The 13,284-nt window shown below is 40.4% G+C and carries 12 protein-coding genes; 11 read left to right on the plus strand and 1 reads right to left on the minus strand.

All coding sequences use genetic code 11. From position 1 onward, the window contains the following. Positions 1–7 precede the first annotated feature (7 nt). Complete coding sequence (locus MPH60_RS06520; protein WP_241592152.1) at positions 8–1,060, plus strand: NAD(P)H-dependent glycerol-3-phosphate dehydrogenase; 1,053 nt, start codon at positions 8–10, stop codon at positions 1,058–1,060. A gap of 379 nt (positions 1,061–1,439) precedes the next feature. Next, a complete protein-coding gene (locus MPH60_RS06525) occupies positions 1,440–2,777 on the plus strand; it encodes an APC family permease (protein ID WP_241592150.1) in 1,338 nt (445 codons plus the stop codon). Between the two features lie 128 nt (positions 2,778–2,905). On the opposite strand, the gene MPH60_RS06530 is transcribed toward MPH60_RS06525, so the two are convergent. Next, positions 2,906–3,061, minus strand: coding sequence for a hypothetical protein (locus MPH60_RS06530; protein ID WP_241592148.1), 156 nt, complete (start codon positions 3,059–3,061; stop codon positions 2,906–2,908). A gap of 224 nt (positions 3,062–3,285) precedes the next feature. Between MPH60_RS06530 and MPH60_RS06535 the strand changes: the two genes are divergently transcribed. From MPH60_RS06535 to MPH60_RS06575, 9 genes are all read left to right on the plus strand, one after another. Beyond that, a complete protein-coding gene (locus MPH60_RS06535) occupies positions 3,286–5,391 on the plus strand; it encodes a sigma 54-interacting transcriptional regulator (RefSeq protein ID WP_241592146.1) in 2,106 nt (701 codons plus the stop codon). A 301-nt stretch (positions 5,392–5,692) separates the two neighbouring features. Further along, positions 5,693–7,066, plus strand: coding sequence for a putrescine aminotransferase (locus MPH60_RS06540; RefSeq protein WP_241592145.1), 1,374 nt, complete (start codon positions 5,693–5,695; stop codon positions 7,064–7,066). 578 nt (positions 7,067–7,644) lie between these two features. Next, complete coding sequence (locus tag MPH60_RS06545) at positions 7,645–7,842, plus strand: DUF2768 domain-containing protein (RefSeq protein WP_101222425.1); 198 nt, start codon at positions 7,645–7,647, stop codon at positions 7,840–7,842. Positions 7,843–7,855: 13 nt separating this feature from the next. Continuing rightward, positions 7,856–8,581 carry a hypothetical protein gene (locus tag MPH60_RS06550; protein WP_387545586.1) on the plus strand — a complete coding sequence of 242 codons (726 nt, stop codon included), beginning with the start codon at positions 7,856–7,858 and terminating at the stop codon, positions 8,579–8,581. A 232-nt stretch (positions 8,582–8,813) separates the two neighbouring features. Then, positions 8,814–10,292: a stage IV sporulation protein A gene (gene spoIVA / locus MPH60_RS06555; RefSeq protein WP_101222423.1), complete on the plus strand. Its 1,479-nt coding sequence runs from the start codon at positions 8,814–8,816 to the stop codon at positions 10,290–10,292. Between the two features lie 502 nt (positions 10,293–10,794). After that, positions 10,795–11,067, plus strand: coding sequence for an HU family DNA-binding protein (locus MPH60_RS06560; RefSeq protein WP_034308023.1), 273 nt, complete (start codon positions 10,795–10,797; stop codon positions 11,065–11,067). A 299-nt stretch (positions 11,068–11,366) separates the two neighbouring features. Then, on the plus strand, positions 11,367–11,933 hold the full coding sequence (gene folE, locus MPH60_RS06565; protein WP_063233209.1) for a GTP cyclohydrolase I FolE: 567 nt from the start codon (positions 11,367–11,369) through the stop codon (positions 11,931–11,933). Positions 11,934–11,953: 20 nt separating this feature from the next. After that, positions 11,954–12,202: a trp RNA-binding attenuation protein MtrB gene (mtrB, locus tag MPH60_RS06570; protein ID WP_137016024.1), complete on the plus strand. Its 249-nt coding sequence runs from the start codon at positions 11,954–11,956 to the stop codon at positions 12,200–12,202. A gap of 248 nt (positions 12,203–12,450) precedes the next feature. Further along, positions 12,451–13,281 carry a heptaprenyl diphosphate synthase component 1 gene (locus tag MPH60_RS06575; RefSeq protein WP_241592143.1) on the plus strand — a complete coding sequence of 277 codons (831 nt, stop codon included), beginning with the start codon at positions 12,451–12,453 and terminating at the stop codon, positions 13,279–13,281. The last annotated feature ends 3 nt before the right edge of the window (positions 13,282–13,284 follow it).

Below are 13,284 nucleotides of genomic sequence, written 5' to 3' on the forward strand. Positions count from 1 at the left end.
TTATACCATGGTGAAAGATAAAGAAAGTATCGCAGTGATCGGAGCAGGGAGCTGGGGAACTGCCTTAGCGCTCGTGATCGCTGATAACCAGCATGAAGTGAGATTGTGGGGACATAATCAGAAACAAATCAATGAAATAAATCAAAATCATACGAATGAAAAATACTTGCCTGGGATTGAATTGCCTTTGGGGATTAAAGGTTATTCTTCGATTAAGGAAGCATTGGTCGGGATTGAAATAATCATTTTGGCTGTGCCGACCAAAGCCTACCGGGAAGTGCTTGGTCAGATTGAAGAGGCTCATGATAAGCCATTGACAATCGTTCATGTGAGTAAGGGGATTGAACCTGATTCCCTGCTTCGTATATCGGAAATGATTGAAGAAGTCTCTTCGGCGGATTGGCTTAAAGATATAGTGGTTCTTTCAGGACCGAGTCATGCTGAAGAAGTCAGTCTACGTCACCCGACAACAGTCGCCGTTTCTTCAAAGAATATGAAAGCTGCCGAAAGGGTTCAGGACATCTTCATCAATAATAATTTCCGTGTGTATACAAATCCGGACTTGATTGGTGTTGAAATCGGAGGGGCATTAAAGAACATCATTGCATTGGCTGCCGGAATTACGGATGGTTTAGGCTATGGGGATAATGCCAAGGCTGCATTAATGACACGAGGATTGGCTGAAATATCCCGTCTAGGGGTGGCCATGGGGGCTAACCCGCTTACGTTTTCAGGTTTAGCTGGGATTGGCGACTTGATCGTCACTTGTACAAGCGTACATTCCCGTAATTGGAGAGCTGGGAATATGCTTGGAAAAGGGCAAAATCTTGAAGAAGTTTTAGAAAACATGGGTATGGTCGTTGAAGGTGTCAGAACCACTAAAGCCGCCTATCAACTGGCTCAAAAGTACGAAGTGAACATGCCGATCACTGAAGCCCTGTACGATGTTTTATTCAATGGGGAAGAAGTGAAAAAGGCAGTTGACCTCTTGATGAATCGTTCAAAAACGAATGAGATGGAAGAACTTTATAATATTTTGGATAGCAGACAGCAGGATTGAAATCCGAATCTGTTGATTTTCATAAAAGAATTTCATTAAATTAGGCATTTGATGATGCGCCTTGCCGTGTATCAGCATACAATGCAACGAAAGTAAACTAGTAATTTGACCTCGGCACGGGGGATTTAGTCAAATGAGCAGAAGATATCCAATATCTTCTGCTTTTTTTATGGGCAAAAAATCATCTGTTCTCTTATGAATAATTGAATAGGTTATTCAAATTTGCATAAAGCGTTCTCCATATTTCCTTGTTTTTTGTTATAAATCGACTATTTTTTTTTGGTATGAAAATTGCGAGGTGTAATATGACCAAAGAATTATAGGGGAGGCCAGAAAAGTTGGTTATCTTTTCTCGCTAAAAAAGGAAGGGGAATGATACATGCAAACAGGTAATCTGAAAAGGTCTTTAAACTTGTGGCATATCGTATTGCTTGGTGTTGGATATATGACGCCGATGGTTGTTTTTGATACATTTGGGATAGTTTCCGAAAAAACGGGGGGGCATGTGCCAACCGCTTATGTCATTGCTCTTTTAGCGATGTTGTTTACTGCCGCCAGTTATGGGAAAATGGTAAAAATTTATCCGCAGGCAGGTTCATCCTATACTTATACACAAAAAACGATCAATCCACATTTAGGCTTCCTTGTCGGGTGGTCTTCGTTACTTGATTATTTATTTTTACCGATGGTGAATGGCATATTAACAAAAATATACTTAACCGCTCTTTTTCCGGAGGTGTACCCGTGGATATGGGTGGTGGCATTTGTCCTTTTAATGACAGGCATTAACTTATTCAATGTTAATTTTGCCGCCAACTTTAATAGCTTCCTTGTTTTTTTTCAAATGTTGGTGATCGTTATATTCGTGGCGCTTGTCATCAAAGGGGTCATGGGTGGAGAAGGGACTGGAGAGGTCTTATCGGTTCAGCCACTCTTCGGGCATCATATGGAAATGTCGACGCTCATAACTGGTGCTACAATCCTGTGTTTTTCTTTCTTGGGGTTTGACGCTGTCACTACTTTATCGGAAGAAACACCGAATCCAGCTAAAACGGTTCCCCGGGCCATCTTTTTGACCGCCCTTATCGGAGGGGTTTTATTTGTGACGGCATCATTCTTTACACAGTTATTTTTCCCGGATGTTTCCCGCTTTAGCGATCCAGAAGCAGCTTCTCCGGAAATTGCCCTTTTTGTGGGCGGGAAGTTATTTCAAGCCTTCTTTCTTGCAGGAACTTTATGCGGTACACTTGCCTCCGGGCTTGCATCCCATGCTAGTGTTTCTAGGTTGCTATATGTCATGGGACGTGACCAAATGATCCCGAAAAAACTATTTGGGTTTGTCCACCCCAAATACAACACGCCATTTTTTAATGTCATATTTGTCGGGTCCATATCATTGGTTGCCTTATTCCTTGATTTGGTTACCGCCACTTCCCTCATAAACTTTGGGGCATTAATTGCTTTTACTTTCGTGAATATTTGTGTAATCGTCCATTCAATAAGAAACAAAAGCTTCAGAACGATTAAAGGGTTTCTTTCAACTATTCTGTCCCCGGTTTTAGGTGCTGCATCGGTCTTCATCCTTTGGCTTAATCTCGAGACAAGTTCATTGATCCTAGGAATTGTATGGGCGGTAATGGGGATTGGTTATCTTCTGTATCGGACAAAGTGGTTTACGGAATCCCCTCCGCTATTCCGTTTTGAAGAGGCACAGTAGAATTTACTCACTTCATGAACGAAAGAGGTTTATATGGCTTGATGAGAAAATGAAAAGGTCGCTCTTTCTATTCGTTTTTTTGTACAAGAAATTAGCAACAGTGATTTAGCGCTTATTACAATGGTCCATTACTTGTTTTCAGCTTTATCCTTTTCGGCAGCCATTCCTTTTGCACCGGCTTCTACACGGGTGCTGAATTTACTGATTATTGTGACGGTTATCGATATCATGGTGGTGAAACCGACTGGTTCTGTACTATGGCTGCATTTCATGGTTATATTCATCGTCTTATTATCTTGATCAGGAATAATAAGAAAAGCTGAACGGTCCTTTATAAAATAAGTCAAGAGTGCATAGCAGGTTTCAAAAGGGTCCGTTAAAGGACCCTTTTGTTGTGGAATGGATAAAGGTAAATGCTGGATACGAGTAATCGTACATGTTATTTTTTTATCTAGCAATTCAGAATTGTGATAAAATATAGGTTAGGTTACAAAAGGAGAGTGAAACTGTGTTATCTATTCCGGATGATAAAATAAGACCATTCATAACTATAACAATTGATCAGCCTACATTGTCAGACCAAAAAATTCATGAGATACAGGAACCTTTCTTCTTTCTTATGAAGGAAAATCAAGTGTTTGCGTATATCCGCATGGATGACCTCCCGTCAAATGAAAATATAACGACAGTCGATCAGCTTTTACAGTATGCTTTTTCGATTGATAATGTCTGTAAATTAACCCCTAACATATCCTTGCCGCTTCTGTTTCAAATTATCGGAGAACCTATCGTGCTTATAAAAACGGATGATGGCCTGCTTACCGGTTATGTAAAAAGGGAAGATGTGTTAGCAGAATTATTCAAGCAGGACAGCAAACAAAATTTAGACCTGCTAAATGTGATTTTAACCTCCATTCCTATGGGGATTTTTGTAGCTGATAAAGATAAAAATATAGTGAACTTCAATGAATCAGGCTTGAAGATGATAAAAAAGCCTTCTGAACAAGTCCTAAATGAACCGGCTGCGGACATCTTCAATAAGCAGCATATACATAGCGTGTTTGCCAGCGGGAGCAGTATTCTGAATCAGTTGGAGATTACTGATGTCATGAGTGTGCTTGTCGACTATAGCCCGATTCTGAACCATGAAAAAGAAGTCGAAGGCCTGATCATCATCGTTCAGGATTTACCGATGGTTGAGGAAATGGCCATGGAAATAGAATTGATAAAAAGCTCGAATAAAGACTTGAATGCCATTTTAGCGAATATCTATGATGAAATACTTGTAGTCAATCAAAAAGGAGAGCTGCTGCGTTATAGTGACAGCATCATCTCAGGATTCTGGGGGAAGAATTTAAAAGATTATATCGGAAAGAATCTTTTGCAATTAGAAGATGAAGGGATTTTTAATCCTTCGGTCACCCGGTTAGTCCTTGAACAAAAAAAGAAAGTATCGATTGTCCAAGATACGAAAATGAATAAGAAAGTCCTTTCCGTCGGCACCCCTGTATTCAATGAAAAAGGGGATATAGATCGAATAGTCATTGCATCAAGGGATATAACGGAAACGACACAATTGAAATCGGAATTAAATGAAATGAGGAAAGAACTGGATTCATTCAAAAAACAGGATCAATTTTATAAAGAGCTGGTTTTTGCAAGTCCTAAAATGGAGCAGATAATCAGCCAAGTCAAGAAAATCGCTCATTTCTCATCAACTGTATTGATCAACGGGGAGTCGGGAGTGGGTAAAGAAGTGATAGCCGAAGCCATTCATAAAATGGGCAGGCGGTCCAAGCAGCCTTTCCTTAAGATAAATTGCGGGGCGATTCCGGAAAACCTTCTCGAAAGTGAATTGTTTGGTTATACAAAGGGTTCCTTTACAGGAGCGGATAAAAATGGGAAGGTAGGATACTTTCAGCAGGCTAATAAAGGAGTTTTATTTCTTGATGAAGTGGGTGACATGCCCATACACCTGCAAGTCAAGCTGCTTCGGGTCCTCCAGGAACAGGAAGTGATTCCGATTGGCAGCACTACACCCATTTCCATTGATGTTCAAATTGTTGCGGCCACGAATAAGAGTCTGGAAAAAATGGTCGAGATGGGGACGTTCAGAGAAGATTTATTCTATAGATTAAACGTCATACCCATACATGTGCCACCTTTAAGGGAAAGGCCGGAGGATATACCGCCGCTAGCCTTTCATTTCCTGCAAAAACTGAATGAAAGGTATCAGCGAAATTACCACTTTTCCCCAGATGCGTTGAATATACTGGAAGTCTATACTTGGCCGGGGAATATCCGTGAATTACAGAACATGATTGAAAGATTAGTTGTTTCTGCGGATGAAGAGATGATTGATGCTGATTTCATTCAAAGGTTCATACCTGTTGGCAGTGACTTTAAACAATCGAAACCCATCATTACGAGAATCCTTCCGCTGCAGGAAGCACAGGATCATGTCGAAGAGCAACTGATCATGCTTGCCATGAAACAGTATAAAACTACGACCAAAGCGGCAAAAGCGCTCGGGATAAGTCAATCGTCAGTGAGCAGGAAGTATCAAAAAGTGTTAGCTGAACAGAGTAAGAAAATCGAAAAAAATGCATATTGAATAAAAGCCGTTGCCGAGTGATAAAAAATCACTTGTCAACGGCTTTTATTTTTATAAGAGCATTTGGAAGGTTTTTTATGATTTACAAGGATGATTATGCAAATTGAAATATTGGTATGCAAATATGCATAATTTAAGCGTGATTTATCAAAAAGAATGCGGTTTTATTGGTTAATTAACTTGGCATGGTTCTTGCTTGATTAGTAAGTATAAGAAAAAAGGGAGGTAAGCATCAAAGTTTCATAAAAGAAGCAATTTCAATTAACCATCCACTAAAGTTATAAAAAAAGGAGCTTATAAAATGTCAATTAACGTAGAAAGTAAAAATACTCAAGCTAACCAATCAGCAACTCAAGATTATATTAAAAAAGTGCTTCAATTAATCGAGCAAAAAGAAATTTCAAAAGAAGACGCGCAGTGGGTAACAAGAGAAACGGTCGAGAATTTCCGTAACCATGTAAACCCTGGATTTTTGGAATATCGGAAGACGGTCACTAAAGACACGCAATTCGCTTCGGTGGAGTGGTCCGATCAAGATTCCTGTTTTACGGATGTAAATGGGAAAAAATATATTGATTGTTTAGGTGGCTTTGGTATTTATAATGTTGGCCATCGTAACCCTAAGGTAGTAAAGGCCGTAACCGATCAATTGCAAAGACAAGCCCTTCATAGCCAGGACTTACTTGACCCATTACGTGCAATGCTTGCCAAGATCCTTGCCGAAATCACACCGGGAGATCTAAAATACTCGTTCTTTACGAACAGCGGTACCGAGAGCGTGGAGGCTGCACTAAAGCTGGCTAAAATGTACAGTGACCGATTCACGATCATTTCCACGACAAAATCATTTCATGGGAAAAGCCTTGGTTCCCTATCTGCAACGGCAAAGGGCATGTTCAGAAAACCGTTCATCCCATTGGTACCAGGTGTGCGTCATGTACCATTCGGTGATGTGGATATGATGAGAAAAACGTTTGAAAGTTGTGCATTGGTCGGTGAAGATGTTGCTGCTGTGCTGTTGGAGCCTATTCAAGGTGAAGGAGGGGTCATTCTTCCTCCGCAAGATTATTTAAAGCAGGTTCGGGCATTGTGTGACGAATATGATGCGTTATTGATCTTGGATGAAGTGCAAACAGGAATGGGACGGACAGGTAAAATGTTCGCTTCTGAGCTATATGATGTTGTTCCGGACATTATTTGTTTAGCGAAAGCATTTGGCGGCGGAGTAATGCCTGCAGGCGCTGTCGTAGCCAATGAGAAAGTGTTTAAAAGCTGGTTCGACAATCCATTCATGCACACAACCACATTTGGAGGAAATCCACTCGCTTGTGCTGCGGCGATTGCGACGATCGACGTACTTTTGGAAGAAAACTTACCGCAGCGTGCTGCAGAAGTTGGTGAATACTTCTTAAATGGGTTAAGGGAAGTGGCTGCTGAGCACAAAGATAAGGTTTTGGAAATCCGCGGCCAAGGATTGATGATTGGCATTGAGTTCCATAAAGATGAAGTGGGTTATGAATTCTCAAAAGCCCTCTTTGATAAAGGCATCTTGGTGGCAGGTACGCTTATCAATTCCAAAACAATCAGGATTGAGCCTTCATTGACTATTCAGTTGGATGAAGTCGATACAGTCATTAAAGCGTTTAAAGAGGTCTTGCCGACGCTTCAATCTTAATTTAAAAAAGCAGAAAAACAGCCTTTGGGCTGATAGAGACTTTAGATAAAAAGGTTTCGGAATGTTCTCATTCCGAAACCTTTTTGATTTTTTTTTTTTGGTAAACATCTCAAGCTGATCATAGGTATCCTCATCCTCAGGTATCATCCTTTAATTAAAGAGCTTATCTTCCTGTTAAAACAAAGTTGATTGGAGCGGGTGTAACGAGACTCCTAAGGGGAAAGCGGATCCAAGGGAGGCCTCGCAGGCGCTAATAACGTCGAGGAGGCTCCCGGACCGCCCACGGAAAGCGAGTGTCCTACGTTCCAATCAGCGGTCAAATTTCAAACGCCTTAAAAAACTTTAAACAAACTCAATTATTTTCAGTTTTTTTATAAACTGAAACATCCTTTGGGCTGTTTTTTTGTTGCTTGGATGGAGGAAGTATGGAAATTACTTACTATACTTATTTTCGTTTTATATTTTTTTCATGAAAATGAGTCATGATAACGGGAATTACACAGATTGGACAAGGATTTAATTCCTTTAACGTAATTTGGTATGTTATAATAATTTCTGGAAAAAGGAGTGATGAAGATATGACACCTGCTCTGCAAAAAATGTGGATATCCTTTATAGCAATGGGTTTTATGATTATCTCTATATTTCTAATCTACTTAAGCCGCTATAAATTAAAAGGTTTTTGGAGAGTCTTGACAGCAATTATCGCATACATACTTATGATTCTGGCCGGCTTGATCATCCTGATCGTTGTTCTTAGCGGGCCAACCACTTGATAGGTGAGGAGAAATGATGAGAAATTTTTTCAAAATATTATGTTTATTTTGCATCTCTGTATCATTATCTGGCTGCTTATATCCGGAGAAGCAAAAAATGCAAAACCAATTGCCTTATAAAGAGCAAATACAATCCGTCCAAAGTGCAGTGGATCAATTTCAGAAAGATGAAGGGGGCATATTGCCCATCGTTACAAAAGATGCAGGTACACCGATTTATCAAAAATATGTCATAAAATTTTCAAAGATTTCACCGAGGTATATGGCTGAACCGCCGGACAATGCATTTGAATCAGGAGGCGTCTTTCAATACATCCTCGTTAATGCTGAAAATGATCCGACCGTAAAGCTGTTGGATGTCAGGATGGCGCAGAAGATACAGGATGTTTCCTTGAGATTGACTGCCTATCAGCAAAGCAACGGATACCCGCCATTTAAGGAAAGGTTATCCGATAACGTCTTCACGCTTGATTATGAAAAAATGGGCCTGAAGGAAGCTCCGACGGTCACGAGTCCATTTTCACAAAAAGACTTATATCTCGTAGTTGATGGTCAAGGCAGTATTTTTGTTGATTATACCCCGGATTTAATGGAGGCATTGAAGAAGCATGAGGGGGAAATGAAGCCAGGTGAAGATATCCGTGAACTGCTGGTGCAGAGTTCGGAGTTCGTCCCTGCCTATTCATTGCCATATACAATTGATGAAAAAACAAAAAAACCAATATTCCTTACAAATTAGGCATAACCCTTCTTCTGCAAAATATATTGTAGGGGAAGGGTTATTTCTTTTATCTTTATTTCATCTTACTTTTAAAATAACAACCCTTATATAAAATTTCTGGTGGAGGAAGGGATTGAACCAGGGAAATAATTGGAATAAATTTTTAGGACAACATCATAGATATATAATGTCCTAAATAAATGCAAATGGATAAACGAAATCCCAAAACTCTAATTCGGGAGGGGATACCTTGGAAAAGGTAGATATTTTTAAAGATATAGCTGAACGGACCGGTGGCGACATATATTTGGGGGTGGTCGGTGCCGTCAGGACGGGGAAATCCACATTTATTAAAAAATTCATGGAGCTAGTCGTCATTCCGAATATTCCGTCAGAAGCGGACCGCGCAAGGGCACAGGATGAATTGCCTCAAAGTGCTGCTGGAAAGACGATCATGACGACGGAACCCAAATTCGTACCGAACCAGGCAGCATCGATTCAAGTAGCTGAAGGTCTCGACGTGAATATTCGTTTAGTCGATTGTGTCGGTTATACAATACCTGGGGCTAAAGGGTATGAAGATGAAAATGGTCCCCGTATGATTCACACGCCTTGGTATGAAGAGCCGATTCCGTTCAATGAAGCGGCTGAGATCGGTACTCGCAAAGTAATTCAGGATCATTCCACATTAGGCGTGGTCGTTACGACAGATGGGTCGATAGGAGAAATTCCGCGAAGTGATTATTTAGAGGCCGAGGAAAGGGTTGTCGAAGAATTGAAGGAGGTTGGCAAGCCATTTATCATGATTGTCAATTCCGTTCAGCCTCACCACCCGAATACGATAGCCCTGAAGGAATCCTTGCAGGAAAAGTATGATATCCCTGTATTGGCGATGAGTGTCGAAGGAATGCGGGAATCGGATGTTTACAGCGTCCTCCGCGAGGCCTTGTACGAATTCCCAGTTCTCGAGGTCAATGTAAATCTTCCGAGCTGGGTAATGGTTCTGCGCGAGGATCATTGGTTAAGGGAAAGTTACCAGGAAGCGGTTAAAGAGACAGTCAAGGACATCAAACGCCTGAGGGATGTAGATCGTGTAGTCGGTCATTTCAATGAATTCGAGTTCATTGACCGTGCAGCACTTGCAGGCATTGAGATGGGGCAGGGTGTTGCAGAGATCGACCTATACGCCCCTGATGAACTCTATGATGATATCCTGAAGGAAATTGTCGGTGTGGAGATTCGGGGCAAGGATCATCTATTATCTTTAATGCAGGACTTTGCGTATGCCAAAGCAGAGTATGATCAGGTGGCTGATGCATTGAGAATGGTCAAACAAACAGGATATGGTGTCGCAGCCCCTTCCCTTAACGATATGAGTCTTGATGAACCGGAAATCATCCGTCAGGGAGCCAGGTTCGGTGTCAGGTTAAAAGCCGTAGCTCCTTCCATCCATATGATCAAGGTCGATGTCGAATCCGAATTCTCGCCAATCATCGGTACTGAAAAGCAAAGTGAAGAATTAGTCCGGTATCTGATGCAGGATTTCGAAGACAATCCACTTTCCATTTGGAACTCAGATATTTTTGGCAGAAGCCTAAGTTCCTATGTAAGGGAAGGCATACAGGTGAAATTAGCTATGATGCCTGACAATGCCCGCTACAAATTGAAAGAAACACTGGAAAGGATTATTAATGAGGGCAGCGGGGGATTGATTGCCATCATCTTATAAAAACGTTGAAAAGCTGGACCAACTCCATTTATGGATTGGTCTTTTTGCATGCGAAATACTCAAAATCACAATAAAAATATCATATTGAACGCTAAAATTTGAAATAATCTGCTGTTTTTTAGTATAATCTTGAAAAAACCCTGTGGTTAAGCGATTTTCAGCAATATAATAAGTTTAATTTCTATAAAAAAGGGAAATGATGAATAGCGAAAGACAAAATTTATAATATATACAATTATTAATGAAAAGATTCCCATTATTTTTTGAATTCCCTTGCTAAGCTAATAGGATTTGTGATAATCTACATACAGAAAACGCGTTATAACAGCGATTTCAACCTATTTATAAATTTCTGGATGAATTATTTGGAAATGAATTCGGCTTGGTGATCCTTGATTGCCAGGGAATGAAAAGTTTTGGACCGAAGCTAATATCAAATCACTATTATAGTGTTGTAATAATGATTTTTTATAAAGATTCCTTTTGGGAGGAGGTGAATGGCATGAACAAAACAGAATTAATTAATGAAGTTGTTACAGCAACTGAAATTTCTAAGAAAGACGCTACAAAAGCTGTTGATGCTGTTTTTGATACAATCTTAGAAGCTCTAAAAAACGGTGATAAAGTCCAATTGATTGGTTTTGGTAACTTTGAAGTCCGTGAACGTGCGGCTCGTAAAGGCCGTAACCCACAAACTGGTGACGAAATCGAAATTGCAGCTAGCAAAGTGCCAGCTTTCAAACCCGGTAAAGCGCTGAAAGATGCAGTGAAGTAATTCTACCATTACATACGGGTGCTTAACCGAAAAGGGCCGCGTGAAAACGCGGCCCTTTTTTTGCTTCTTAAATTCCATCTGTGATAATATAAAAGACAGTGAATATTTTAGAAACGCTGCAGAGGGTTAATCCGTCACAAGGAAATGCCCATCCAAAAAAGCTTCTGGCGAAACTGCCGTTCAAGGGCTCAATGTATGGGTCTTCTTTAATAATTGCAATTATGGATATCCGGGTGCAACGCACTTTGGATTTTTTATCTGAATACATAATATTATTGATTTTTTAGGAGGTACAAAAAATGGCTAATGTTGATCATGCCAAATTGGAAGAAGCGGTTAAAATGCTTCTTGAGGCTGTAGGGGAAGACCCAACGAGGGAAGGACTGCTGGATACCCCTGGCCGTGTAGCCAGAATGTATGAAGAAATTTTCTCTGGTCTTAATCAGGATCCAAAGGAATATTTCGACACTGTTTTTGGTGAGGACCATGAAGAACTCGTACTTGTAAAGGATATTCCATTTTACTCAGTATGTGAACATCATTTAGTCCCTTTTTATGGGAAAGCCCATGTAGCATATATTCCGAAAAACGGAAAAGTGACTGGCTTAAGTAAATTAGCACGGGCAGTTGAGGCTGTATCGAAGCGTCCGCAACTTCAAGAGCGCATCACTTCCACAGTTGCTGACTCGATAATGGAAAAGCTCGAGCCTCATGGTGTAATGGTTGTAGTAGAGGCTGAACATATGTGCATGACCATGCGAGGTGTAAAAAAACCTGGATCTAAAACAGTGACATCAGCTGTAAGGGGAACGTTTGCGAAGGATCATCGTACTAGAGCTGAAGTGCTGGCATTCATTAAAGACTAAGGACATGGGGGCAGGAAAAAATGAATGAAAAAAAGATCTTGAATGATTTTGTCGTAATCAAAGCCATTGAGGATAGTGTGAATGTCATCGGGTTGACAAGGGGAACGGACACCAAGTTTCACCACTCCGAAAAACTAGACTCAGGAGAGGTGATGATCGCACAATTCACGGAACATACCTCGGCAATTAAAATCAGGGGCCATGCAAAAGTCTATACTCCATTCGGAGAGATAGAAAGTGACTCCAAAAAGAATTCACCTGAGAAATGATAGCTTCTCAATACTTGGTTAATTAGTAAATCAATCATCTGATATCACGTTTAACAAGCTGTAAATTTCCCGCATCCATTTTTTTGAAGAGCAAAAGACGATGGTTTCCTTACCTTTGGAAGTTTCATTTTATAAACGTTGACCATTTCATCTGATTGTTTTTATGGTATAATAATGTGTATTTTACACAGACAGAAACCAATATGTATGAAAAAAATTATCTTTCGGGGATGCAAGGGTGATCTCAATTGTTAAACATAACGGACGACATAAGGCAATTAAAGCGGTTAATAGAAACGAAAGCTCAACATCCATATTTATTGAAGTATATACAAAAGCCAAGCTTGGACGAAGATAAACTGATATTGCTTTGGGGATTGTTTAACGATTTGGACGTTTTAAGCGAAAAACGAAATCAATACATCATTTCAACCATGTTAGTGCAAATAGCTCTGGATACCCATGAAATCGTTTCGAATTCAGGAGAAGGAACCGAGTTGCCCGAGGTATTGAAAAATCGTCAATTACAAGTGCTTGCCGGTGATTACTATAGTGGCTTATATTATCAAGTGCTTGCCAGTGTAGGTAATGTTGATATGATCCGTTTACTTTCGAGCGCGATAAAAAAAATAAATGACAATAAAATCATTCTTTACCAGCAAGGGTCCATTAATGATGTCCCAACGCTTTTAATGACGATCAAAGCGATCGAGGCTTCGCTGATTCATAAACTGGCGGATTACTATAATGAGCCTGCCTGGATAGAAATAGCCGAAGATCTGCTGCTTTTAAAACGGTTGCATGCCGAGAAGAACAGTTATATGGAGTCGGGGCAATCGATAGTGTTTGATGTCCTAAGGGGAATGCCTCTCGATGACTCGATTGGCGGGGAAGTGACCATTTCGGAAAAAGAAGAACAGGTACGCACCCAATTCGACAAGTGCCTGATAGATGCCAGGCAATCCGTACAGTGCTCGATGCGGAAGCTGGCAAAGGTGGATGATGAACTTCTGGAAAGAGTGAAGGCCGTCTTGGAACAAACAGAGAGTATTGCAAATTCATATGTGAAAGAAGGGTGAATC

It is taken from the genome of Peribacillus sp. Aquil_B1, assembly GCF_022603275.1.
Taxonomy (GTDB): domain Bacteria; phylum Bacillota; class Bacilli; order Bacillales; family DSM-1321; genus Peribacillus.

Bases quoted from the DNA above. Each gene is read 5' to 3' on its own strand.
- MPH60_RS06530 (WP_241592148.1), bottom strand. From the start codon at position 3,061: ATGAATATAACCATGAAATGCAGCCATAGTACAGAACCAGTCGGTTTC.
- mtrB (WP_137016024.1), top strand. From the start codon at position 11,954: ATGAATGAAAAAAAGATCTTGAATGATTTTGTCGTAATCAAAGCCATT.
- MPH60_RS06545 (WP_101222425.1), top strand. From the start codon at position 7,645: ATGACACCTGCTCTGCAAAAAATGTGGATATCCTTTATAGCAATGGGT.
- folE (WP_063233209.1), top strand. From the start codon at position 11,367: ATGGCTAATGTTGATCATGCCAAATTGGAAGAAGCGGTTAAAATGCTT.
- MPH60_RS06540 (WP_241592145.1), top strand. From the start codon at position 5,693: ATGTCAATTAACGTAGAAAGTAAAAATACTCAAGCTAACCAATCAGCA.
- MPH60_RS06525 (WP_241592150.1), top strand. From the start codon at position 1,440: ATGCAAACAGGTAATCTGAAAAGGTCTTTAAACTTGTGGCATATCGTA.
- MPH60_RS06560 (WP_034308023.1), top strand. From the start codon at position 10,795: ATGAACAAAACAGAATTAATTAATGAAGTTGTTACAGCAACTGAAATT.
- MPH60_RS06520 (WP_241592152.1), top strand. From the start codon at position 8: ATGGTGAAAGATAAAGAAAGTATCGCAGTGATCGGAGCAGGGAGCTGG.
- MPH60_RS06550 (WP_387545586.1), top strand. From the start codon at position 7,856: ATGATGAGAAATTTTTTCAAAATATTATGTTTATTTTGCATCTCTGTA.